Origin of the sequence: Microbacterium sp. CGR2 (assembly GCF_003626735.1) — a bacterium.
In the GTDB taxonomy this organism is placed as follows: domain Bacteria; phylum Actinomycetota; class Actinomycetes; order Actinomycetales; family Microbacteriaceae; genus Microbacterium.
Genome location: NZ_RBHX01000001.1, coordinates 1,408,657 through 1,429,467, shown reverse-complemented (window position 1 = coordinate 1,429,467; position 20,811 = coordinate 1,408,657). Strand labels below are relative to the sequence as shown.

25 protein-coding genes are annotated in these 20,811 nt (G+C 68.2%); 8 read left to right on the top strand and 17 right to left on the bottom strand.

Going from position 1 to position 20,811, the window contains the following annotated elements:
• The first annotated feature begins 41 nt into the window (after positions 1-41).
• Entirely contained in the window at positions 42-1,568 is a 1,527-nt protein-coding gene (locus D7252_RS07225; protein WP_120774764.1) for an FAD-dependent oxidoreductase, read from the top strand.
• Positions 1,569-1,580: 12 nt separating this feature from the next.
• On the opposite strand, the gene D7252_RS07220 is transcribed toward D7252_RS07225, so the two are convergent.
• From D7252_RS07220 to D7252_RS07200, 5 genes are all read right to left on the bottom strand, one after another.
• A complete protein-coding gene (locus D7252_RS07220) occupies positions 1,581-2,378 on the bottom strand; it encodes a nitroreductase family protein (RefSeq protein ID WP_120774763.1) in 798 nt (265 codons plus the stop codon).
• Between the two features lie 4 nt (positions 2,379-2,382).
• Positions 2,383-2,757, bottom strand: a complete 375-nt coding sequence (locus tag D7252_RS07215; RefSeq protein ID WP_120774762.1) for a hypothetical protein — start codon at positions 2,755-2,757, stop codon at positions 2,383-2,385.
• 290 nt (positions 2,758-3,047) lie between these two features.
• Complete coding sequence (locus D7252_RS07210; protein WP_120774761.1) at positions 3,048-3,560, bottom strand: hypothetical protein; 513 nt, start codon at positions 3,558-3,560, stop codon at positions 3,048-3,050.
• Positions 3,561-3,811: 251 nt separating this feature from the next.
• Complete coding sequence (locus tag D7252_RS07205) at positions 3,812-4,063, bottom strand: cupin domain-containing protein (RefSeq protein ID WP_120774760.1); 252 nt, start codon at positions 4,061-4,063, stop codon at positions 3,812-3,814.
• A gap of 181 nt (positions 4,064-4,244) precedes the next feature.
• Positions 4,245-5,045: a MerR family transcriptional regulator gene (locus D7252_RS07200; protein ID WP_120774759.1), complete on the bottom strand. Its 801-nt coding sequence runs from the start codon at positions 5,043-5,045 to the stop codon at positions 4,245-4,247.
• Between the two features lie 227 nt (positions 5,046-5,272).
• On the opposite strand from D7252_RS07200, the gene D7252_RS07195 reads away from it, so the two are divergent.
• On the top strand, positions 5,273-6,115 hold the full coding sequence (locus D7252_RS07195; protein ID WP_120774758.1) for a DUF4097 family beta strand repeat-containing protein: 843 nt from the start codon (positions 5,273-5,275) through the stop codon (positions 6,113-6,115).
• Positions 6,112-6,744, top strand: coding sequence for a helix-turn-helix transcriptional regulator (locus D7252_RS07190; protein ID WP_120774757.1), 633 nt, complete (start codon positions 6,112-6,114; stop codon positions 6,742-6,744). Before D7252_RS07195 ends, D7252_RS07190 begins: the two co-directional genes overlap by 4 nt.
• A gap of 134 nt (positions 6,745-6,878) precedes the next feature.
• Here the strand turns inward: D7252_RS07190 and D7252_RS07185 are convergent, their stop codons facing one another.
• Positions 6,879-7,106 (bottom strand): DUF6457 domain-containing protein, encoded by a 228-nt coding sequence (locus D7252_RS07185; protein ID WP_120774756.1) that lies wholly within the window; start codon positions 7,104-7,106, stop codon positions 6,879-6,881.
• Between the two features lie 39 nt (positions 7,107-7,145).
• Entirely contained in the window at positions 7,146-7,688 is a 543-nt protein-coding gene (locus D7252_RS07180; RefSeq protein ID WP_120774755.1) for a universal stress protein, read from the bottom strand.
• A 148-nt stretch (positions 7,689-7,836) separates the two neighbouring features.
• Here D7252_RS07180 and D7252_RS07175 point away from each other — a divergent pair, with 148 nt between their 5' ends.
• Entirely contained in the window at positions 7,837-8,022 is a 186-nt protein-coding gene (locus D7252_RS07175) for a DUF3073 domain-containing protein (RefSeq protein ID WP_017204296.1), read from the top strand.
• Positions 8,023-8,122: 100 nt separating this feature from the next.
• Here the strand turns inward: D7252_RS07175 and D7252_RS07170 are convergent, their stop codons facing one another.
• The 6 genes from D7252_RS07170 to D7252_RS07145 all read right to left on the bottom strand — a co-directional run bounded on the left by D7252_RS07170 (position 8,123) and on the right by D7252_RS07145 (position 13,950).
• Positions 8,123-9,448, bottom strand: coding sequence for an MFS transporter (locus D7252_RS07170; RefSeq protein WP_120774754.1), 1,326 nt, complete (start codon positions 9,446-9,448; stop codon positions 8,123-8,125).
• A complete protein-coding gene (purF, locus tag D7252_RS07165) occupies positions 9,448-10,920 on the bottom strand; it encodes an amidophosphoribosyltransferase (RefSeq protein WP_120774753.1) in 1,473 nt (490 codons plus the stop codon). The genes D7252_RS07170 and purF overlap by 1 nt, the downstream gene beginning before the upstream one ends.
• A gap of 6 nt (positions 10,921-10,926) precedes the next feature.
• Positions 10,927-12,042, bottom strand: a complete 1,116-nt coding sequence (gene purM, locus D7252_RS07160; protein WP_120774752.1) for a phosphoribosylformylglycinamidine cyclo-ligase — start codon at positions 12,040-12,042, stop codon at positions 10,927-10,929.
• A gap of 119 nt (positions 12,043-12,161) precedes the next feature.
• Entirely contained in the window at positions 12,162-12,737 is a 576-nt protein-coding gene (locus tag D7252_RS07155; RefSeq protein ID WP_120774751.1) for a DUF3618 domain-containing protein, read from the bottom strand.
• Positions 12,734-13,150, bottom strand: coding sequence for a phage holin family protein (locus D7252_RS07150; protein WP_120774750.1), 417 nt, complete (start codon positions 13,148-13,150; stop codon positions 12,734-12,736). Before D7252_RS07150 ends, D7252_RS07155 begins: the two co-directional genes overlap by 4 nt.
• On the bottom strand, positions 13,147-13,950 hold the full coding sequence (locus tag D7252_RS07145; protein ID WP_120774749.1) for a hypothetical protein: 804 nt from the start codon (positions 13,948-13,950) through the stop codon (positions 13,147-13,149). Before D7252_RS07145 ends, D7252_RS07150 begins: the two co-directional genes overlap by 4 nt.
• Positions 13,951-14,098: 148 nt before the next feature.
• On the opposite strand from D7252_RS07145, the gene D7252_RS07140 reads away from it, so the two are divergent.
• On the top strand, positions 14,099-14,704 hold the full coding sequence (locus D7252_RS07140; RefSeq protein ID WP_120774748.1) for a zinc-binding alcohol dehydrogenase: 606 nt from the start codon (positions 14,099-14,101) through the stop codon (positions 14,702-14,704).
• A 3-nt stretch (positions 14,705-14,707) separates the two neighbouring features.
• Here D7252_RS07140 and D7252_RS07135 read toward each other — a convergent pair whose 3' ends face one another.
• A complete protein-coding gene (locus D7252_RS07135; RefSeq protein WP_120774747.1) occupies positions 14,708-15,019 on the bottom strand; it encodes a potassium transporter Trk in 312 nt (103 codons plus the stop codon).
• Between the two features lie 66 nt (positions 15,020-15,085).
• Positions 15,086-15,457 (bottom strand): sterol carrier family protein, encoded by a 372-nt coding sequence (locus D7252_RS07130; RefSeq protein ID WP_120774746.1) that lies wholly within the window; start codon positions 15,455-15,457, stop codon positions 15,086-15,088.
• A gap of 85 nt (positions 15,458-15,542) precedes the next feature.
• Between D7252_RS07130 and D7252_RS07125 the strand changes: the two genes are divergently transcribed.
• Positions 15,543-16,223, top strand: a complete 681-nt coding sequence (locus D7252_RS07125; RefSeq protein WP_120774745.1) for a CoA pyrophosphatase — start codon at positions 15,543-15,545, stop codon at positions 16,221-16,223.
• A 67-nt stretch (positions 16,224-16,290) separates the two neighbouring features.
• Positions 16,291-17,568, top strand: coding sequence for a phosphoribosylamine--glycine ligase (purD, locus tag D7252_RS07120; protein WP_120774744.1), 1,278 nt, complete (start codon positions 16,291-16,293; stop codon positions 17,566-17,568).
• Between the two features lie 98 nt (positions 17,569-17,666).
• Here purD and D7252_RS07115 read toward each other — a convergent pair whose 3' ends face one another.
• Together D7252_RS07115 and D7252_RS07110 are read right to left on the bottom strand one after the other, a co-directional pair.
• On the bottom strand, positions 17,667-18,197 hold the full coding sequence (locus D7252_RS07115; protein WP_120774743.1) for a GNAT family N-acetyltransferase: 531 nt from the start codon (positions 18,195-18,197) through the stop codon (positions 17,667-17,669).
• Between the two features lie 71 nt (positions 18,198-18,268).
• On the bottom strand, positions 18,269-19,801 hold the full coding sequence (locus tag D7252_RS07110) for a DHA2 family efflux MFS transporter permease subunit (RefSeq protein WP_120774742.1): 1,533 nt from the start codon (positions 19,799-19,801) through the stop codon (positions 18,269-18,271).
• 81 nt (positions 19,802-19,882) lie between these two features.
• Here D7252_RS07110 and D7252_RS07105 point away from each other — a divergent pair, with 81 nt between their 5' ends.
• Positions 19,883-20,806: a phosphoribosylaminoimidazolesuccinocarboxamide synthase gene (locus D7252_RS07105; protein ID WP_183055211.1), complete on the top strand. Its 924-nt coding sequence runs from the start codon at positions 19,883-19,885 to the stop codon at positions 20,804-20,806.
• The last annotated feature ends 5 nt before the right edge of the window (positions 20,807-20,811 follow it).

Sequence of the window (20,811 nt, the reverse complement as noted above, 5' to 3'; positions counted from 1 at the left end):
AGGCAGTGGGTGGAAGCCGTCTCGCCCCGTTGAATGACAGCATGAAGCCTCTGTGGAAGATCGACCCGACCACGCCCCTCGGCTCTCCGTTCGAGCCGGGGGCTCACCACGACGTCGTCGTCGTCGGCGCCGGACTCACCGGGCTCTCGACGGCTGTGATGCTCACACGCGCAGGCCTCGATGTGGCTGTCGTCGATGCCGGACGGGTCGCCGAACTCTCGACGGGTGGGAACACGGGCAAGCTCTCGCTTCTCCAGGGGCAGACGCTGGCGAAGATCAGGGCGCAGCATCCGGCCTCTCTCGTGCAGGCCTACGTGGATGCCAACCGCGCGGGCATGGACTGGCTGACCGCTTTCGCCGACACTGCCGGCGTGCCGTACACCTGGCGCACCGACCATACCTATGCGCAGACCGCCGAAGGGGTCGACACGGTGCGATCGCAGCACGACGCGGCGCGAGAAGCGGGTCTGCCGACGCGGATGCTGGCGCCCGCCGATCTGCCGACGGCGCCGTTCCCGATCGTCGGAGCCGTCGCCCTCGATGACCAGGTGACGATCGACCCGGTCGCCGTGGCACAGGCCCTCGCCAGAGAACTGCTCACCGGGGGCGGGACTCTGCACACCGGCGTCCGTGTCACCGGCGCCCATGCGCTCGGGGAGTCACGCGTCGACACTGCGGCCGGACCACTGTTCGCCGATCACATCGTCCTTGCGACGGGAACCCCGATCCTCGACCGTGGACTCTACTTCTCCAAGGTGCGCGGCAGTCGGTCGTACTGCGTCTCGTTCCGCGTTCCCGGCGACGTACTGGAAGGGACCTTTCTCTCCGTCGACAGCCCGTCGCGCTCGATCCGCCCGGTCTCCGCGGCCGACGGACCGGCAGGAACCGCGCAACTCATCGTCGGCGGCAACGGCCATCCGGTCGGGCGCTCGGACAGCGAGACTGCCGCCGTCGAAGACCTCGTCGCGTGGACCACGCAGCATTTTCCCGGCGCGCAGGAGACACATCGCTGGTCGGCGCAGGACTACGAGTCGCACAACCTCATCCCGTTCGTCGGCGCCCTGCCGCGAGGGCTCGGCGTCATCCGCGTCGCCACCGGATACGCCAAGTGGGGACTCTCGAATGCGCCGGGCGCCGCGTTGAGGATCACATCGGAGATCCTGGGCACGGACCGTCGCGACCGGGCGAGCTGGATGACCGCTCTCGGCACCCGCATGACCCGGCCGTCCGACATCGCCCGTGCAGCCACCGAAGGAGCGAAGGTCGCCGCGGCGGCGGTTTCCGGGTGGGTGGATGCCGAGACTCGGGCGGTTCCCGTCGAGCGTCCGGCTGAGGGCAGCGGTGTGGTCGCCCAACGCGCAGGCCACCCGGTGGGAATCTCGACCGTCGACGGCATCACCCGCGCGGTCAGCGCCGTGTGCACGCATCTCGGTGGCGTGCTCGACTGGAACGACGCCGAATGCACCTGGGATTGCCCCCTGCACGCCTCCCGCTTCGCCCCGGACGGTACCCGCATCGAAGGACCTGCGGTCCGCAACCTCGAGAACCTGCCGCGGACCGGCGACTGATGGTTCGCGTCGTCAGGTCGTGACGTCCCAGCCCTGCTGGGGCGTGTCGCAGTCTTCCCGGAAGACGTACTGGGAGACGAGCTTGCGCTGGCTGCTCGACCAGTCGATGGCAGGACGACGCTGCTCGGGTGGCAGGTAGCCGAGCCGATACACAGCCATCAGCTCGAGGTCGTCCGGCACGTGCAGAAGGTTCACGATCTCATCCCAGCGCCCGGGAACCTCCATCGGGAAGGAGATGAACTGGATGCCCATGCCGAGCTCGACGGTCGTGAGCCAGATGTTCTCCATCGCGGCGCCCATGCTGAAGACCGAGTAGAACGACGACAGCTGTCCCGGACGGTATTCGCTTCGATCGAGCATCACGCCGAGCAGCAGCGGCGACCCCGCGACCAGCTTGCGGTTCTCGCCGCCGAGCGTCTTGGGGACGCCGAGTGCATTCATGAGGCTCTGGCCGCGCTTGGTGAATACCTGCCCGGTGAACGGCCGAAGGGGCGCGGGAAGCTTGTCGAACAGCATCCCGCTGCGCTTCTCCTCCATCTCGGCCTGGCTGAAGCGGAAATACGGCTTGTAGCGCTCGAAGAAGGTGCCGTTCGACATCGCTTCGCTCATGCTCTCACCGGAGATGCGGGCGATCTGATCGATGGTCTCGCGGTTCTCGATCACGACGAAGCGCCACGGCTGGCTGTTCAGCTGCGAGGGCGCTCTCCCGGCCGCTTCCAGCAGGATCCGCTGGTGCTCTTCCGACACCGGATCGGGCAGGAACGCCCCGTTCGTGGTCTTACGGCGGCGGATGGCGTCGAGGAGCTCCATGTGGTCACTTCCGATTGGCGGGGCGGGACGCGAGGATCAGGCCCGCGATGACGAAGGGTGCCGCGGCGAGCGCGACGAGCGGATGGCGTCTGCCGCGGGTGCCCGCATACGGGATGACGGCGAGCGGCACCACGGCCGGCACGAGGGCGATCGCGGCGGGGCGGGAGGGCGACACGGGCGAGCCCCACCACCCTGCGCTGACGGCCGCGACCGTGAAGGCGCTGGTGGCGATGTAGAGCGCGTGGTGCACCCAGCGGAAGTCGCGGGTGTCGATGAGCTTCAGCGCGACCGCCGCCCCCAGCATGCAGTTGGCGCCGTAGCTCAGAGCCGTCGCCGCGAACAGTGGCGCCCCGCTTCGGGGGGTACGACCGGAACCCATGAAATCGACCTTACGCCCGGGGGCGGGTCTGTCCGCGGAGCCGAGCCTTCGACGGCCGGATCGGGGTGGCGCTGAGTCTTCCCCAAGCCCCGAGCGCCACCCCGTCCGTGCGTCAGAGGTTGCGCTCTGAGCAGCTGTCAGTCGGGAGGTGCCGTCCGAGGAGAAGAACAGCAGGTCTGACAACAGTTCCAGCGTGCCCGGCCCCCGCCCTCCGCCGGCACCCCGGCCGACGATTGAGTAGGGATTGGGGCGCGCATTGAGCGTCTACCCGGCGCGGTTGAGTAGCCGCGTCATCTCCGCCGATGCTTTGCCACACTCACCGAGTGGACAGCGAGGCAGACCACGGCCAGCACGAGCGACGTGATCCGGAGCGAGTTGCCCGTCCACCCTCGCGCCGCGAGCAGAATCGCCGGCTCCCGCGAATGAGCCGTCGTGCCGGATGACGTGGCGAGAGCCGTTGCAAGCCACCGACGCGCGATCCGCAGGTCGTCCTGGCTGATCGCCGTGAGCGACGCCTCGAGCGGGAAGTCCAGGTCGAACTCCGTCAGGCCCCGTGCCGCGACCGCACCTGCTGCTCCGAGGATCGTTCCGTTGAGCACGTCGACACCGTGGCCTTCCCCCAGCAAAGAGATCCAGGTGTCCTTGTCGAAGAAGTCCAGCAAGCCGTACGTGCCTCCGGGGGCAGAGCGCACGATCCGCGCCGCGGTGAGGCCGGCGGACAGTTCCAGGTCCTTGCCCCGATCGAGGGGTTCAGCGGTCTCGATCGGCGCTGCGCGCTTGGCGGTCTTGGTCGACGTCGTCACGGACGGCCTTTCTCTTCGGGAAACGGGATGGGCAACGGCCCGGGATTCGTGTTGCGGGGTGGCGTGGGACCACCCCGCAACAGGGGAGGGACCCGAGCCCTCCCCGAATCCGCGGCGAGCGCGGATCCCGTGTGCAGTCTTTCGCGGTCATCTGCGTCCGCAGCCCGTGGGACCCGAGATTGCGTAGCCTCCGGCGGTGGATGAGTATGCGCGCCCCTCGACTAAGTGGTCGCCGTTCCTCCGACGGAGCCCTAGCCCTGGGCGGGGTCGGAAGCGGGATCGAGGAGGTCCGCCCCGATGATCACGGCGTCCTCGTCGCCCGGGTTCCGCCACCAGTGCTCAGCGGCGGGTACGACGACCGCGGGCGCCACGTGCTCGACGGCCTCCTCACGATCGGTGCGGAACTCCAGAAGCCGCCCCGTGGAGATGTAGACGATCGCCGGGCGGTTGGCGTGCGGGTGCGCGGCGATGACGCCACCGGGCCCGATGACGACCCTGCGCATGCGCAGCTCGCGTCCTTCCAGCGGAGTCGCGCCCTGCGGAAGGTCGACACCCGCGAGCGCGATGCGCGCGAGTACGTCGATCTTCTCCCCTGCGGAATGGAAGGGCCTGTCGATGCTGGTGTCGACGAAGTGGGAAGAGGCGACTGCCCCCTCCCACTCAGCGCTGTCACGACGACGTCACTCAGAGGTTGCCCTCCGCGTAGATGCGGAGCGCGTCGCGGACGAACTCGGCACCGCGGGTGCCACCGTCCGATGTCACGTAGTTCGCACCGAAGCGCGGGTCTGCGACGTACATCTCGCCGAGCCCGATCACGTAGTCCTTGACGTCACCGCCAGGGACGGATGCCGGGGTGCCGGGCACGCTCGTCAGCCACTCGACGTGGCGCCGGGCGATGCCCTGAGCCTCGGCGGATGCCGGGTCGATGCCGCTCTCCGCGGCCCCGGCCCAGTCACGACCGAGGTCGGACACGCGCTTCTGCCAATCGGCGCGCTCGGTGTCGGTCATGCCGCGCCACCAGCGGTCGCTGTCGGCGTAGGCCTTCTTTCCCCAGCGATCTTCGACCTCCTCCTTGTACTGGGTGTGGTCGAAACCGTCAAACATGTTCTCTGCCATGAGATTCTCACCTCCTCTCAGTGCTCTGATGGTCGATTCGACCGACGCGATCTGTCGCGCCAGCCGGTCTTGTTCCTCGCGCAGCAGGGCGAGGTGGGTCTCCAGGGCGGAAGCTTCGCCAGAGGCAGCCCCGGCCGAGCCTTCCGAGGGCCGGAGCACCTCGGCGATCTGCGGCAGCCCCAATCCGAGTTCGCGCAGCAGCAGGATGCGCTGCAGACGCACGAGCGACTCTCCGTCGTAGTGGCGGTAGCCGTTCGGCGCGATGCGCGACGGTCGCAACAACCCGATGTCGTCGTAATGCCGCAGCGTCCGGCTCGTCGTTCCTGCCAGCCGCGCGATGTCTTGGATCGGCCAGTCGTCCGTGTGCACAGCGTCCTCCCTCCGTCATGGATATCTCCCACCGTAGAAGTTGACGCTGCGTCAATGTCAAGCGCTGTCCAGATCCCCCGGTCGGGGGGGGGATCATCGATCGTGCAGTGACGTAGCTGGATGTTTGCGGCGAGAACGTGGAATCGGCTTGACAGGGTCGAGATATATCGTGTTACTCTCTCTCGCACACGATATATCGTGATCCCCCACGAACCAGGAGAGCAGACATGACCGAGAAGTGGCTCATCGCCCCGGGCGAGGAACGCGTCATCGACATCGAATCCGTCACCCGTCTCAAGGTCGGTCTTGTCGGCGGACAGGTCGACATCATCGCCCACGACGAACCCGGCATCCGCATCGAGGTGCACGGGGTGACCACCAAGGACCTCCGCATCGAAGCGCGCGACGGTGAAGTCGAGATCGACCACCCGCAGCTCGGCTGGGACAACTTCCTCGAGGTCTTCCGCAACTTCGGCTCCGGCGGTCCGCGCGCAGAGGTCAGCGTCGCCGTCCCCCGCTCCATCGCGCTGAACCTCGGCGTCGTCAGCGCCGGCGCCCTGGTCTCCGGCATCCGCAACGACACTCGCCTCAACACAGTGTCCGGTGACATCATCGTCGACACCCTGATCGGCGACCTCACCGTCAACTCCGTCTCCGGCGACGTGCAGGTCCGCGGACTCACGGGCTCTCTCAGCGCCAACAGCGTCTCGGACGACGTGGCCGTCACCGGCACCATCCGCAAGGCGACGATCGACATCGTCTCCGGCTCGACGCTGGTGGATGCCGCGGGCGACGTGAACACGATCACCGTCAACTCCGTATCCGGTGGGACGACCGTGCGCCTCGACGAGTCACTCGCCGCGAACTACGTCGTCCGCACGCTGAGCGGTCGACTGCTGATCGACGGAGTGGAGCGCAGCTCTTCAGGCCCCAGCAATTACAACGGCACGACCGGTGAGCTTTCGGGCCGATTCGTCGACCTCCGGGCGAACTCCGTCTCCGGTGGCGTCACTGTGCTCCGCCGCTCCCCCGCATCCATCACGAACGACCCCGAATGGGAGGAAGCATGAGTCCCGCAGTGTTCTCCCACGGCGACCTGCGCCTGTACCTGCTGTCACTGCTCGCTGAAGCACCGCAGCACGGGTACGGCATCATCCAGTCGCTCACCGACCGCACGGGAGGCACCTACACCCCGAGCGCCGGCACGATCTATCCTCGCCTGGCAAAGCTCGAGGAAGAGGGCCTCGTCACCAAGACCGTCGACGGCCGCACCACGATCTATGCGATCACGGATGCCGGTCGCGCCGAGCTGGCATCGCGAGAAGGCGACCTGGCCGGTATCGAGGCCGGCCTCACCGACTCGGTCCGCCTGATCGCCAACGAGGTACGCCAGAGCGTGAAGGACGCGATGAAGAGCCTCCGCGCCGATCTCGCATCCGCAGCTCACGATGAACGCCAGTCGGCGAAGAACCGACCCGCGTCCGCCGCCGACGACGCCAGGGCGACCAGTCGCGAAGAGCTCCACCGCGCTGACGCCCTCATCAACGCCTTCCGCGCGCAGGTCCGCACAGACCTCCGCACTCATGTGGCGAAGGGCGGAGTGCTGCCGGCATCCGTCGTGACCGATCTGGAGAATGGCTTGGATGCTGCCGCTCACGGAGTGGTCTCCGCTCTCGACGGGCTGCGCCCCGCGCGCTGAGCGACAGCACTCGTCGGACGGCGAGTGGGAAGACGAGACGCCTCTCGGCGTTCGACCTGCGGGTCGAGTCGAGGGGCGTTTCGTCGTGCGCACGCCGCCGCCGCCGATGACACCGGAACGGACGGCACCTGCCGTCAGCCGATGTGAGCGCGAGCGATGACGATGGCTTCGGCGAGCGGGGTTCCCTGGGCGACGGCACGGCCCACGAGGTAGGTCGTCAACGGCCCCGCGGGACGCGTGACCCCGTGCGCGGCCTCTCTGGTGAGATTCAGGAGGTCGTCGACCGGGACCTCGCCCTCGACACCCAGCGCTACGGCGAGACCCTCGACCCACGCCGACAGTTCATCGGGCGCGTCGACCATGTGCGCGCCCCTCCGCTGGCGTCCTGACCGAACGGACCGTCATTCCGGCCAGATCTCCTTCTGATCATCCGGGACCGACTCGCCCAGCGGCACCACGAGAATCGAACGGTGCTGACGGTGTGCCAGCCGAGCCGCCACGGATCCGGTGAAGAACTCCCGGATCGATTCCCCGATCCCGCGCTTGCGAGTACCGACGACGATCAGCTGCGCATCGAGCCGCTCCGCGAGCTTCTTGATCGAAAGGGCGGGATCGCCGACCAGCTGACGAGCGGTCCAGGTGATCCCTGTGCCGTCGAGCAACGCAGCGGCAGACGCCTGAACAGCCTCGAATTCCGCGGTTCCCGCATCGAAGTTGATGTCGATCGGGGCGGAGTGGACGTACCCGTCCGGGTCTTCGTATGTGACGAATCGGGTGACGTCGACATGGACGACCACGAGCGGAGCGTTCAGCAACCGCGCGTACCGCGTGGCCTCGTCGAGGACGCGAGGATTCTGATCGGGCTGCATCCCCACGATGACGGCTTTCTGCAGCATCGCGTTCTGTGCAGCCTCATCGGACGGAGTCGAGGTGCTGTCGGTCATGAGGATCGCTCCCTTCTCCAGCCTGGCATCAGCCGAAGGGGCTGACGCGCGTGCTATTCTGAATGCTACTCTTACCGGCCTCGAACCGGTGTCGTGAAACGCGTGGGCTCCTGCCGCCCGCAGCTAAACTCGTGAGGGGGTCTCGCGCATGGGCCGTGGCCGTCAGAAGGCGAAACACACCAAGATCGCCCGCGAACTCAAGGCGTACAGTCCGTCGGTGAACTATTCCGCGCTCGAGCGCGAATTGGCTCATCCGACCGATGAAGACGCCTATGTCGATAAGTGGGCCGACGACTACGCAGACGAAGACGAGGACGAGCTGGAGAAGGCCTAACCGCCCCTCCGCCCAACCTCTCCCCCGTGCGACCCACGGGGGTTTCGTCGTATCCGGGCGGCGCGGATGGGCCTCCAGGACTCGGCGATCAGCGCGCGCGTCACCAGCGCCCGTAGCGGCGCTCCCACTCTTCTTCAATAGTGCGCCGACGCCCGGCGACGATGCCCGCGGGGATCGACACCACGAGCACGGCGGCGACCACGACGAGCGGAACCCGCCAGCCTCCGGTCGTCTCATGCAGCAAGCCGACCAGCAGCGGGAAGACCGCGGCGATCGCGTACCCGATGCTCTGCACGAATCCGCTCAGCGCCACAGCGCTCTCCGGGTTGCGCGCACGGATGCTGAGCAGCACGAGGCTCAACGGGAACATGATGGCCGTGAGACCGAAGATGCACACCCACAGCGGCAACGCCACGGTGGGCACGAACAGCAGACCGGCGAGGCCGACCAGCCCGCCGGCGACGGCGACGAAGAAGAGGGGTCGCGTCGCCTGGAATCGCACCACGAGGATCGGCACGATCAGCGAGCACGGCAGACCGATCAGCGCGAACAGCGAAAGCAGGAACCCGGCGGTGGCGGGGCTGACACCTCCGACATCGACGAGGAGGGTGGGCAACCAGGCGAATGAGACGTACGCCATCGTCGACGACGTGCCGAAGACGAGCGCGAGCGCCCACGCCAACGGCAGACGCCAGAGGCGGCCGAAGTATCGCGGGTTCGCCGGGGCAGTCGATATCGGGCCGGTGGCGACGGCCACGGCATCCTGCACGTCGTGGTGGCCATCGTCGGGATCGTCCTCGACCACGCGGGGCGAGGCCCGGACGACCGGCGCCGATCGCTCGCGGATGAGCAGCGTCACCCAGGGAACCAGAGCGACGGCGGCGACGACGCCCCACATGCCCAACGACACCCGCCAGCCGAGGGAGTCGGCGACCGGCACCGCGACCAGCGGCGGCAGGAATGTGGACACCGCCAGCGTCGTCGAATACACCGTCATCATGACGCCGATGCGGTCGGGGAAGTACTTCTTCACCAAGGGCGGCAGGAGTACGTTGCCGGACCCGACGCCCGCGAACACCACCGCGGTGGCCGCGAGCAGGCTCACCGAGTCGAACGCCAGACCGCGCAGCAGCAGACCCGTCGCCATCAGTGTGATGGCAGCGATCGCGACGCGCTCGAGCCCGAACCTCCGCTCGAACAGCGGGGTCAGCAGACCGAAGACGGCGAAGCACACCGGCGGCGCCGCGCCGATCAGCCCCACCACCACCGACGACACGGCGAAGTCCCGGGCGATGTGGTCGATCACGGGCGACAGCGAGGCGACGGCCGAGCGCAGCGAGAACGCGACCAGGATGATCCCGACCATCGCGAGGCCGCGGCCCTGCCAGAGCGGCCGGCCTGCCGACAGACCGGAAGACCCGGCCATCAAGAGGTCTGCGACCCCTCCACCCAAGCCAGGTATTCGTCGGAGACGGTGCCGGTGACGTAGTGGCCGTCGAAGCAGCTCATGTCGAGATCGGTCAGAGCGGACCCCTCGATGATCGCCGCCTTCAAGTCGTCGACCTCCTGATAGACCAGGTGATCACAACCGAGCACTTCTGCGATCTCAGGGATCGTCCTTCCGTGCGCGATCAGCTCGTGACGCGACGGCATGTTGATTCCGTAGACGTGCGGATGCCGTACCGGCGGCGCCGCGGATGCGAAGGTCACGGAGGCCGCCCCGGCATCCCGCGCCATCTGGATGATCTCCTTGGACGTCGTCCCGCGCACGATCGAGTCATCGATGAGGAGCACGTTCTTGCCCTGGAACTCCGTCGACATGGCGTTCAGCTTCTGTCGCACGCTCTTCTTGCGCACCGCCTGGCCGGGCATGATGAAGGTGCGACCGACGTAACGGTTCTTGTAGAAGCCTTCGCGGTACTCGATACCGAGCTTGCGGGCGACCTCCATCGCGGCCGGGCGGGACGAGTCCGGGATCGGCATCACGACATCGATCTTGTCCATCGGCACGTGCTTGGCGATCGTGTCGGCGAGACGATCCCCCATCCGCAGACGCGACTCGTACACCGAGATGCCGTTCATGACGGAGTCGGGACGTGCGAGATAGACATACTCGAACGCGCACGGCGCCAGCAGGGTCGAGACCGCGCACTGCTTGGTGAACAGCTCGCCCGCATTGGAGATGAAGACGGCCTCTCCTGGTTCGACCTCGCGAACGACGTCGTAGTCACCGTTCTCGAGAACGAGCGATTCACTCGCGACGACCCACTCGTCTTCGCCCTCGGCGCCCGGCACGGTCGACGGACGACGTCCGAGGATCAGCGGGCGGATGCCGAAGGGATCACGGAATGCGAGGAGACCGTACCCGGCGATCACCGCGATCACGGCGTAGGCGCCTTCGATGCGCTCCTGCGTGCGCGCGACCGCCTCGAAGATGCGCTCCGGCTCCAGGTCGACGGCGGACGTCGTGTTCTGCAGCTCGCCCGCGAGGACATTGAGCAGCAGCTCGGTGTCGCTGGAGGAGTTCAGGTGGCGGCGGTCGCGCTGCGCCATGTCGGCGGTGAGCTCACGCGTGTTGGTGAGGTTCCCGTTGTGGATGAGGATGATGCCGTACGGCGCGTTCACGTAGAACGGCTGCATCTCCTCCTCGTTGGATGCCGTGCCCTTCGTGGCGTAGCGCACGTGCCCGAGTCCGACGTTCCCCAACAGGGCGCGCATGTCGCGCGTGCGGAACGCCTCGCGCACCATGCCCTGCGCCTTCGCGTTGTGCATGACGCCGTTGGCCTCCGCCGTGGCGATGCCTGTCGCATCCTGGCCGCGATGCTGCAGCAGCAGGAGTGCGTCGTAGATGTCCTGATTGACCGGGGCAGACCCCACCATTCCGACGATGCCGCACATGGGCTCTTACTTCGCTCCGTCCGCGTACGCGCCGACCAGGCGCACAGCTCCACCCTCGACGCCCTTGGCGCCTTCTTCGAATTCCCCTGCCGGGCGCCCACCGAAACCGACGGTGGCCACCTGCCAGGCCGGCATTCCCTCTGCGGCGAGCGCCGCGATCGCCGCATCCTTCTGCTCTGCGGCGATCACCGCGAGGAAGCCGATGCCGAGGTTCCAGGTGCCTTCGGCGGACTCGAGCGTCGAGCCCGCGATGTCACTGAGCACGCGGAAGACGGCGCTCGGCGACCAGGTGCTGCGGTCGACCTCGGCCCAGCTCCCCTGCGGAAGCACTCGCGAGAGGTTCGCCGCGATCCCACCGCCCGTGACGTGGCTGAGAGCATGCACCGAACCGGGAAGGTGCTCGATCAGCCGCAGCAGCGGAAGCGTGTAAAGGCGGGTCGGCTCGAGGAGGGCCTCACCCCAGGTCGTGCCGAAGTCTGCGGCGGTGTCGGCATAGGTGATGCCGGCGCCGGTGACGATGTGGCGCACCAGGGAGAAGCCGTTGGAGTGGAGTCCACTGGAGGCGATCGCGATCACCACGTCGCCGTCTTGGACGCGCTCAGCACCCAGGATCGCGTCGGCTTCGACGACTCCGGTGGCAGCGCCGGCGACGTCGTAGTCGCGCGGGCCGAGGAGCCCCGGATGCTCGGCGGTCTCGCCACCGACGAGTGCGGTGCCCGTGTCCGCGCATGCTTCGGCGATGCCGCGGACGATGTCGGCGATGCGCTGAGGGAACACCTTGCCGCACGCGATGTAGTCGGTCATGAACAGCGGCTTCGCGCCGACCACGACGATGTCGTCGACGACCATCCCGACGAGGTCTTGGCCGATCGTGTCGTGCTTGTCGATCGCCTGAGCGATGGCGACCTTCGTGCCGACGCCGTCGGTGCTGGTCGCGAGCAGCGGGCGACGGAACTCGCGCAGCGCACTGGCGTCGAAGAGCCCGGCGAAGCCGCCGAACCCGCCGAGCACTTCGGGGCCGTGCGTCGCGCGCACGGAAGACTTCATCAGCTCGACGGCGAGATCACCTGCAGCGGTGTCGACGCCGGCTTCGGAATAGGGATTGGTGGGGGAGGCAGCCACCCGTTCAGCCTACCGCCCGGAAGGAGAGCAACTCTCCGGATCTGCGCGCGCACCTCACGGATGCAGAAGAGGGGTACAGCGAGTGCGCCTCGCTGTACCCCTCCGTTCGGTGTGGCGACCTAGCTCCCGCTGAGGTGGTCCCGAGCCTGCTGCGCGTCACCCGAGACAGCCTGGGCGGCATTGGTGGCTTCGTCCTTGACGTGAGCGGCGGCATCCGTCGCCTCGTCCTTGACGGCTGCGACCGCATCCTGCGCGGGCTGCTTCAGATCCTCGCCGACCGTCTTGGCGACCTCGGTCGCTTCGTCGATCAACGGCTGCGCCTTGTCCTTCAGATCGGAGGCGAGCTCCTTCTCCTTGTCGGACGAGGGGATCAGCGCAGCGACCACGAGGCCCGCGGCGAACGCCATGACGCCCACTGCGAGAGGATTGCCCTGCGCCTTCGCCGTCGCGCTGCGGCCGGTGCCGCTCACGGCGGATGCGACGGACGAACCTGCCTCGCCGATCCGGTCACCCGCGTCATCGGCCGCGCCCATGACGCGGTCGACGACCGAGCGGGCGGCGCCCTTCATCTTCGCGGTCTGCCTGTGCATGACCTTGGACGGCGTGACCTTGTCAGCGAGAGCGTCGACATCGCTGCTGAATTCTGCGCGGGTCCGCTCGATGTCGGCGCGGATGGCCTCCGGTGAATCGCTCATTTGTTCTCCTCGTTTCTCTTCACTGCATCAGGGATGCGCTTGAGGGTGTCCACTGTGCGCGGCGCCCCGTCGACGCTCTTCAACTGCTTGCGGCCGTTCAGGAACAGAACCAGGGCGATGATGCCCCAGATGACGGCCACGATGACCGCCGACCAACCGAGACCGGTCAGGTACCCGATGGCCCACCACAGCGCGACGGAGAGGAAGAAGATCGCCATCATGGCGGCGTATCCCGCTCCACCGAGCATCCCGGCTCCGCGGCCCGCCTTCATGGCCGACTGCTTCAGTTCCGCCTTGGCGAGCTCCAACTCCTGACGCATCAGCGTCGAGAGGTCCGAAGTCACCTCGCCCAGCAGGTCGCCGAGCGACGTCGTCTCCGCTTTGTGCTCGGACGGTGTCGTGGCATCGGTCATGGTCGCTCATCTCCGAACGGAGTGCGGTTCGCGCCGCCCGTCTGGTCGAAGACGGGGGTGTCGCCGTCAGCCGGTGACGTGGCGGTGCCGGCCTGCTGCCCGCTGATGCCGTCGGGCGCAGCGGGAACGACCGGGGGTGCGGGCGGCGGCGGCGCCGTCCACTCGTTCGCGGTGGGGGGCACGACCGGCGGGGCCGGCGGTGCCGGCGTGGTGACGGCGGGGACGCTCGTCGCTCCGACACCCGTTCCGGATGCTTCGGTGGACGAAGCATCGTGGGCTTCCTTCGCCCCCTCGGACAGGGCGCGCGTCAGGCGTCCCGCGACCAGTCCCGCCAGAGCGGCGACGGCGATGAACGTGCCCGGCTTCGCTCGAGCGTACGACTTGACCTCCGACAGCAGGGCGCCGGGGTCGCGGTCGCCGATCCAGCCGGCGACACCTTCGACCTTCTGCGAGACCTGGCGGACGAGGTCCGCCCCGACTCCACCTTCCTCGGAGTTGTCCGCCATCGTGCCGAGTTCCCCTCCGACCGCGCGGAGCCCTTCAGCGACCCGGCGCTGCTGCACCGCCGCCTGCTCCTTCAGTTCGGATGTGGTCTGGGCGTAGAGATCCTTCGCCTGGTTCTTCGCCTCATGGGCGACGGCGCCGGCCTCCGACTTGGCGGTCCCGACCACGTCACCCGCGTGCTGGGTGACGGAGTCCTTCAGTTCCGCAGCATCCTGCTTGGCCGTCTCGATCGTCCCGGACGACTGGCTTCCGGCGTGCTCGACGCCGGGTGCCCCTTCTCCATAGCTCTGCGACATCGTTATTCCCTTCCGGTGCTGCCGGCGGAAACCGGCCTGGAGCCCAGATTCCCGCCGTTGCCGACAGATGTCGCGAGGGTTGACGATATGGCGCGACGGGGCTACCGTTCTCGCGCGCAGCCACCCTCCGCCCGCATACGATGGGGCCATGGCCGACAAGCCGCAGTGGCTCATCCGTGAAGACGCGAGCGTTCCGGTGCTCGTCGCGCTCGCGCTGCGCCAGACGTTGGGCATCCGGGAACCCGAAGACCTGCCGAGCCTGCGAGAACTCGCCGTGCGAGCGCCGGATGCCGCAGACGCGACGCCCGCGATCGAGGCGCAGTGGCGAAGCTACTGGGACATGACGGTGGAGCCGCGCGCGCACCCCGCGGACGGACCTCTCGAGCTCGTCGACGGCTTCGACACGCTGGTGGCGCTGCCCGCCAGCGGCGCCGAGGAACTCACCGCGGCGGTCGCCCCGCACGGTGAATCCGTCCTGCGCTACGCGCGCGCTGCGCATGACCGTTACGTGAACTCGATGAAGAGCCACACCGGCGGTGACGCCTACCGCGCCTACGCGAGCGCCATCGCCGAGTTCGAGCGGGACATCGGACGACGAGCGCATTCCTTCGAGTTGAACGTGCAGGTGCTGCCGTTCACGCAACGCGGCATCTGGTGGATCGGTGCACTCACCGTGGCTGTGACCGACGGCCTGCGCCGCGATGTCGTGGCGTTCGACGCCGCGATCCGCCCGGTCATCGCCGAACTGGCGTAGGGGTCAGTCTTCGACGACCGTCTCCCGGTCGACCTGGACGACACGATCATGGCGCCGGGCGAGCCTCTCGAGAACGATGCCCGTCACACCACCGAGTGCGATGCCGATCGGCACCGTCCACAGCAGCAGGAATCCGAAGACCTGCTCGGGCGGGTAGACGACGTCGAGGGCCTGCGACTCATCGAAGCTGCCGGTCCAGGTCAGGATCGCGGCGGCGATGATGCCCAGCACGACGCCGATGCCCATGAGCACGCCGTACCGCGGCACGCGACGCATCGTCGCCTCGACGGTCTGGTGAGTGTCGGTGGGGGCCATGCATCCATTGTCCCACCGATCCGTGTGCCCGCGCCCCGGCTTTCGCGAGGGTGAGTTCGCAGCCTGTTACGGCCGAAGTGGCAGCACGCCGTAGAGGTCTGCGCGGGTGCCGGAGGCGTGAATGCGCCCGGCCGCCGCCGCATCCGCCCATGCCTCTTCGCCGGTGGCGACGGCGATCCAGGTCGCGGCATCCATCTCGACGACGTTCGGAGGCGTACCGCGGGTGTGGCGGGGTCCCTGGATGACCTGCACCGCACCGAACGGCGGCACCCGCACCTCGACGCTGTTTCCCGGGGCCTTCTCGTCGAGGAGCTGCAGCAGATACCGCACGGTCGTGGCGAGGTCCGTGCGCTGCGGCGGGGTGGCTGCGGCATCCGCGGCTCGCACGGCGTCGAGAGCCGCACGTCCGTCGATGATGTCGATTCTGCGGGAGGGCATGGAATCAGGCTACGCCTCGCCGCGCGCACGAATCCGTGGAAACCGCACCGCCCCGGCCCCATTCCGCAGGCATAAGCTCGAGCTGATGAGTCTCGATCCCGACACCCTGCAGGGCGCACGCGCCGAACTGCTCGCTGCCGCGCAGCGTGACGCAGGGTGGATGCCGTCGCTCCCGCCGATCGCCGGCATCACCCATTCCGCTGCCGTTCTGATCCTGTTCGGCCGTCTCGACAGCATCCCGACCGATTCCGATGGGCTGACGGTCGCCGCCGACCTCGACGTGCTGCTACAGCGGAGAGCTCCGACCCTCTCCTCGCACCCCGGGCAGGTCTCCTTCCCCGGCGGGCGCACCGAGCCCAGCGATGCGGATGCCGTCGCGACGGCTCTCCGCGAGGCCGAAGAGGAGACCGGCCTCGACCCGGCCGGCGTCGAGATCCTGGCCACGCTGCCGAAGATCCCACTCGCCGCGAGCAACCATCTGGTCACGCCCGTGCTTGCGTGGTGGCGCTCGCCGTCGAGCGTCGTCGCCGTCGATCACGCGGAGACGGTCGAGGTGTTCCGTGTGCCGGTGGCACAGCTGCTCGATCCGCAGACGCGCTTCACGTCCACACTCCACCGCCTGGGCCAGACTTTCCGCGGGCCGGCGTTCGATGTCGACGGCACGATCGTCTGGGGTTTCACGGCGATGGTGCTCGACGCGCTCTTCGACGCCGCCGGCTGGACCGTGCCCTGGGATGCCGAGGTCGAGCGCCCGATCGAGCTCTGACCCACCCCGGAAGCTCGGGCGGACACGCGCCCCGAAATCCCGGACGCCGCCTCGGTAGGCTGGACGGGTGAAGATTCTGGTCCTCGGTTCCGGTGCCCGTGAGCACGCGATCATCCTCGCCCTGCGCGCCGAGCAGACGGAGCACGAGATCCTCGTCGCCCCGGGCAACGCCGGCATCGCGCGGCACGCGACCCCGGTCCGCGTCGACGCGCTCGACCCGGCGGCGGTGACCGCGTTCGCCAACGAGCACGCGATCAACCTCGTCGTGATCGGCCCGGAAGCCCCGCTGGTCGCCGGTGTCGCCGACGGACTGCGCGAGCGCGGGATCCCGGTGTTCGGGCCGGGCAGGGCCGCCGCGCAGCTGGAGGGCTCGAAGTCGTTCGCCAAGCGGGTCATGGACGCCGCGGGCGTGCCGACCGGTCGCGCGGTGCGCGCCACGACCGTCGCCGACGTGGAAGCCGCTTTCGACGACCTCGGTGCCCCGTATGTCGTCAAGGCCGATGGCCTCGCCGCGGGCAAGGGCGTCATCGTCACCTCCGACCGGGCTGAGGCTCTGGCGCACGCCGAGCACTATCTCCCGTCGGGACCGGTGCTCGTCGAAGAGTTCCTGTCCGGCCCCGAGGTCTCGCTGTTCTTCCTGAGCGACGGCGACACCGTGCGCGCGCTCAGCCCCGCGCAGGATTTCAAGCGCGCACTCGACGGCGACGCCGGCCCCAACACCGGCGGCATGGGCGCATACTCCCCCTTGCCGTGGCTCACCGAGCAGTTCGGGAGCGAGCAGGCTTTCGTCGACGAGGTCACGCGCGACGTCGCCGTCCCGGTGATCCGCCAGCTCGACGCCGAGGGCACCCCGTTCATCGGGCTGCTCTATGCCGGGCTCATCCTGACCCCCACGGGCATCCGCGTGATCGAATTCAACGCCCGCTTCGGCGATCCGGAGACCCAGGTCGTGCTGCCCCGATTGGTGACCCCGCTGTCCGAACTTCTGTTCGCCGCAGCATCCGGAACTCTCGAAGACCAGCCCGCGCCGACCTTCAGCGACGAGGTCGCCCTCACGGTCGTGCTCGCCAGTGAGGGATACCCCGAGGCTCCCCAGACCGGGCGGCCGATCGACGGGCTGGCGGAGGCCGCCGCCGTGGAGGGCGTCCGACTCGTGCACGCCGCCACGGCAAGCGCTGACGCTCCGGGTGGATCACTGATCGCGACCGGCGGCCGGGTGCTGAACGTCGTCGCCGTGGCATCCGACTTCCGCACCGCCCGCGACCGCGCGTACGAGGCGATCGGGCTCATCCGGCTCGAGGGCTCGCACTACCGCACGGACATCGCAGCCCGCGTCGCCGAGTAGCCGCACACTTCTTCGGAAGGGCCCACCGTCTCCGGATGCTCCGGGTCGCCGAGGCCGCAATTCGTGGGGTTGCCCGCAGAAATTCGTGCGCTCCCTCGTTACAGCTCGATCCAGTACCGGCGCAGCATCGCGTGGCCGCGCTCCGACTGGTCGCTCACGTCCTGCAGCACGCCGCCAGCCTTCTCGATCGTGCGGGCCGAGGCGACGTTGTCGTCGTCGCAGGTGACGAACACACGATCGAGACCGATCTCCCTGGCGCGCTCGAGGCCGAGAGCGAGCGCCGCCGTGGCGTACCCCTGACGCCGATGCGACGAGCGCACTGCGTAGCCGATGTGCCCGCCGGCTTCGCGCAGCCAGTCGTTCAGCGTGTGCCGAAACGAGAGGAAACCGATGACTTCGTCGTCGACGACGATCCAGTACAGGTCGTTGTGCACGAGGCCCTCGGGCGGCGCGACCGTGGTGTCGGCGAACAGCGTCGCCTTCTCGATCAGCGCGTCGAGCGTCGCGCGATCCGGAGTGACCGGCGCCTGGAGACCCGATCCGTCAATGTGCAGATCACCGAACTCGGCGACGGCCTCCGCCCAGCTGTCGAAAAGATCGGTGGTGGGTCGGATGAGGTCGATCGTCATCACCCGATGAGATCATGCGGATGCCGCGCACGCAAAACCGTGGGCAGCACCCGCTCCGAGGTCGCAATTGGTCAATCGGCTCGAGTCGCGTCGGGAACGCCATCCGCTTTGTCGTACCACCCCAGGAACAGGGCGGCGACGAGTGCCACGACCATCGCGCAGGCGGGAAGCAGGATCGCCTGTGACATTCCCGCGGCGAATCCGTCCGCCACCTGCGGGGGCAACGTGCCGCCGCTGATACCGGAGGGTGCCTCATCCAGACCCGGGATGTTCGCTTCGAGGCGCGACTGCATGAACGCGGCGATCGACGCGGAGCCGATGACCGATCCGATGGTTCTGGTGGTGTTGTAGATGCCCGCTCCGGCACCCGCCTGATGCGGCGGGAGTTTGCGGGTGGCCGTGGTGGCGAGAGGGCCCCACATGCCCGCGTTGCCGATTCCCATCAGCGCCGAGGGCAGCAGGAACATCCAGATCGGGGTGTCCATGCCGATGAGCACGGAGTACCAGACGAGCGCGCCACCGACGCAGAGCAGCCCGGGGATGAGGATGATGCGCGGGTCGACCCGATCGAGCAGTCTGCCCGCGACAGGCGCGAGAACCCCCGAGAGGACGGCCATCGGAATCAACAGCAGCGCCGCCTCGGTGGGGGTGAGCGATCGGGCTGTCTGCAGGAAGAACATCAGCGGCAGCGACATGCTCGTGACCGTGAAACCCACCGCGGCGATGGCGACGTTGGCACCGGAGAAGTTGCGGTCGCGGAACAGATCGAGCGGGACCAGGGGCTCGCTGCGGGTGCGTGCCTGCTGCACGACGAAGATCGCGAGCACCACCAGTCCGGTGACGATGAGGCCCCAGACGGAGATGGGTCCCCAGATCACGCCCCAGTCGAACTTCTCGCCCTCCTGTAGGCCGAAGACGATCAGGAACAGTGCCACCGCGCTCAGAATGACCCCGAGGACGTCGAATCGGTGCGGGTGCGTGGCGAGCTTCGGGACGAGCATCCAGGCCAGCACGAACGCCACGATGCCGACGGGGAGGTTGACGAAGAAGATCCACTCCCAGCCGAGGCTGTCGACGAGCAGGCCGCCGACGAGAGGGCCGACGAGAGTCGCGACACCGGCGGTCGCGCCCCACAGCCCCATCGCAGCGCCCCGCCGATCGGGCGGGAACGTGCGCGTGATGACGGCCATCGTCTGCGGCGTCATGAACGCGGCGCCCAGCCCCTGCACCGCGCGAGCGGCGATGAGTCCTTCCAAACTCGACGAGAGTCCGCACCACAGCGACGCGAGGGTGAAGATCGCCAGACCGATGAGATAGATGTTCTTCGGGCCGAAGCGGTCACCGAGACGCCCGGTGATCAACAGCGGCACCGCGTAGGCGAGGAGGTATGCGCTGGTCACCCACACCACGTTGTCGAGGTTGTTCGTGTCGGGATCGAGGGCCACCTTGATGGCGGGATTCGCGACCGAGACGATCGTCGTGTCGACGAGGATCATGAAGAAGCCGATGACGAGGGCCCAGAGTGCGGGCCACGGGCTCTGGGGGCGGTCGCCCACGGCGAAGGTGCCCGTGGACGGGCCTGCGGACTGGCGTGATTCTGTCATCGAGCAGCTGCCTTTCTGGCGACGCTGGACTATACGCCCAACCTGCACGGAGCACCAAAAGCGAGCGCCGGGCACGCCTCGATGTCGGCCGGCGGATTCGATCGTTCAGGCACCCGCGATAATGGGCACGTGAGCACTCCTTCAGGCACGGCACAGAGCATCCCCGGCTGGCGGCACATCTACTCCGGCAAGGTCCGAGACCTGTACGCCTCGGAAGACGCCGAAGACACGCGCATCCTGGTCGTGGCATCCGATCGAGTGAGCGCCTTCGATTCCGTGCTCTCCCCCGGCATCCCCGCCAAGGGCGCCCTGCTCACCCGGCTCAGCCGCTGGTGGTTCGCACAGCTCTCCGACGTGCCCAATCACCTCGCCGAAGGCGATATCCCGGATGCCGTCGCCGATCGCGCCATGCTCGCACAGTCGCTCCGGATGCTGCCCATCGAGTGCGTCGTGCGCGGCTACATCACCGGCTCCGGATGGGCGGAGTATCAGCAGAGCGGCACAGTGTGCGGCATCCCGCTTCCGGGCGGTCTGCACAACGGCGACCGGCTGCCCGAGCCGCTGTTCACCCCCGCATACAAGGCCCCGATGGGCGAGCACGACGAGAACATCACCTTCGAGAAGACCGTCGAACTGGTCGGCGCAGAGCGCGCCGCGGAACTGCGCGACACCTCGCTGGCGCTCTACACCCGCGCGGCCGCGATCGCCGAAGAGAAGGGCCTCATCCTCGCCGACACCAAGTTCGAGTTCGGGACGGATGCCGACGGCACCCTGCGGCTGGCCGACGAGGTGCTCACCAGCGACTCATCACGGTACTGGGATGCCGAGACGTGGCGGAGCGGCACCACTCCCGAAGAGCGGATGGCGAGCTTCGACAAGCAGATCGTGCGCGACTGGCTGGCCGCGAACTGGGACAAGCAGGGAGACGCGCCCGCGCTGTCGGACGACGTCGTCGAGCGCACCGCCGCCCGCTATCGGGAACTGATCGACCGACTCGGGGCGTGAGCATG

What these genes read in the sequence shown, in the direction of transcription:
- D7252_RS07225 (WP_120774764.1), top strand. Translation starts at nt 42, where the DNA reads ATGAAGCCTCTGTGGAAGATCGACCCGACCACGCCCCTCGGCTCTCCG.
- D7252_RS07220 (WP_120774763.1), bottom strand. Translation starts at nt 2,378, where the DNA reads ATGGAGCTCCTCGACGCCATCCGCCGCCGTAAGACCACGAACGGGGCG.
- D7252_RS07215 (WP_120774762.1), bottom strand. Translation starts at nt 2,757, where the DNA reads ATGGGTTCCGGTCGTACCCCCCGAAGCGGGGCGCCACTGTTCGCGGCG.
- D7252_RS07205 (WP_120774760.1), bottom strand. Translation starts at nt 4,063, where the DNA reads ATGCGCAGGGTCGTCATCGGGCCCGGTGGCGTCATCGCCGCGCACCCG.
- D7252_RS07195 (WP_120774758.1), top strand. Translation starts at nt 5,273, where the DNA reads ATGACCGAGAAGTGGCTCATCGCCCCGGGCGAGGAACGCGTCATCGAC.
- D7252_RS07190 (WP_120774757.1), top strand. Translation starts at nt 6,112, where the DNA reads ATGAGTCCCGCAGTGTTCTCCCACGGCGACCTGCGCCTGTACCTGCTG.
- D7252_RS07185 (WP_120774756.1), bottom strand. Translation starts at nt 7,106, where the DNA reads ATGGTCGACGCGCCCGATGAACTGTCGGCGTGGGTCGAGGGTCTCGCC.
- D7252_RS07180 (WP_120774755.1), bottom strand. Translation starts at nt 7,688, where the DNA reads ATGACCGACAGCACCTCGACTCCGTCCGATGAGGCTGCACAGAACGCG.
- D7252_RS07175 (WP_017204296.1), top strand. Translation starts at nt 7,837, where the DNA reads ATGGGCCGTGGCCGTCAGAAGGCGAAACACACCAAGATCGCCCGCGAA.
- D7252_RS07170 (WP_120774754.1), bottom strand. Translation starts at nt 9,448, where the DNA reads ATGGCCGGGTCTTCCGGTCTGTCGGCAGGCCGGCCGCTCTGGCAGGGC.
- purF (WP_120774753.1), bottom strand. Translation starts at nt 10,920, where the DNA reads ATGTGCGGCATCGTCGGAATGGTGGGGTCTGCCCCGGTCAATCAGGAC.
- D7252_RS07155 (WP_120774751.1), bottom strand. Translation starts at nt 12,737, where the DNA reads ATGAGCGATTCACCGGAGGCCATCCGCGCCGACATCGAGCGGACCCGC.
- D7252_RS07150 (WP_120774750.1), bottom strand. Translation starts at nt 13,150, where the DNA reads ATGACCGATGCCACGACACCGTCCGAGCACAAAGCGGAGACGACGTCG.
- D7252_RS07145 (WP_120774749.1), bottom strand. Translation starts at nt 13,950, where the DNA reads ATGTCGCAGAGCTATGGAGAAGGGGCACCCGGCGTCGAGCACGCCGGA.
- D7252_RS07140 (WP_120774748.1), top strand. Translation starts at nt 14,099, where the DNA reads ATGGCCGACAAGCCGCAGTGGCTCATCCGTGAAGACGCGAGCGTTCCG.
- D7252_RS07135 (WP_120774747.1), bottom strand. Translation starts at nt 15,019, where the DNA reads ATGGCCCCCACCGACACTCACCAGACCGTCGAGGCGACGATGCGTCGC.
- D7252_RS07130 (WP_120774746.1), bottom strand. Translation starts at nt 15,457, where the DNA reads ATGCCCTCCCGCAGAATCGACATCATCGACGGACGTGCGGCTCTCGAC.
- D7252_RS07125 (WP_120774745.1), top strand. Translation starts at nt 15,543, where the DNA reads ATGAGTCTCGATCCCGACACCCTGCAGGGCGCACGCGCCGAACTGCTC.
- D7252_RS07115 (WP_120774743.1), bottom strand. Translation starts at nt 18,197, where the DNA reads ATGACGATCGACCTCATCCGACCCACCACCGATCTTTTCGACAGCTGG.
- D7252_RS07110 (WP_120774742.1), bottom strand. Translation starts at nt 19,801, where the DNA reads ATGACAGAATCACGCCAGTCCGCAGGCCCGTCCACGGGCACCTTCGCC.
- D7252_RS07105 (WP_183055211.1), top strand. Translation starts at nt 19,883, where the DNA reads ATGTCGGCCGGCGGATTCGATCGTTCAGGCACCCGCGATAATGGGCAC.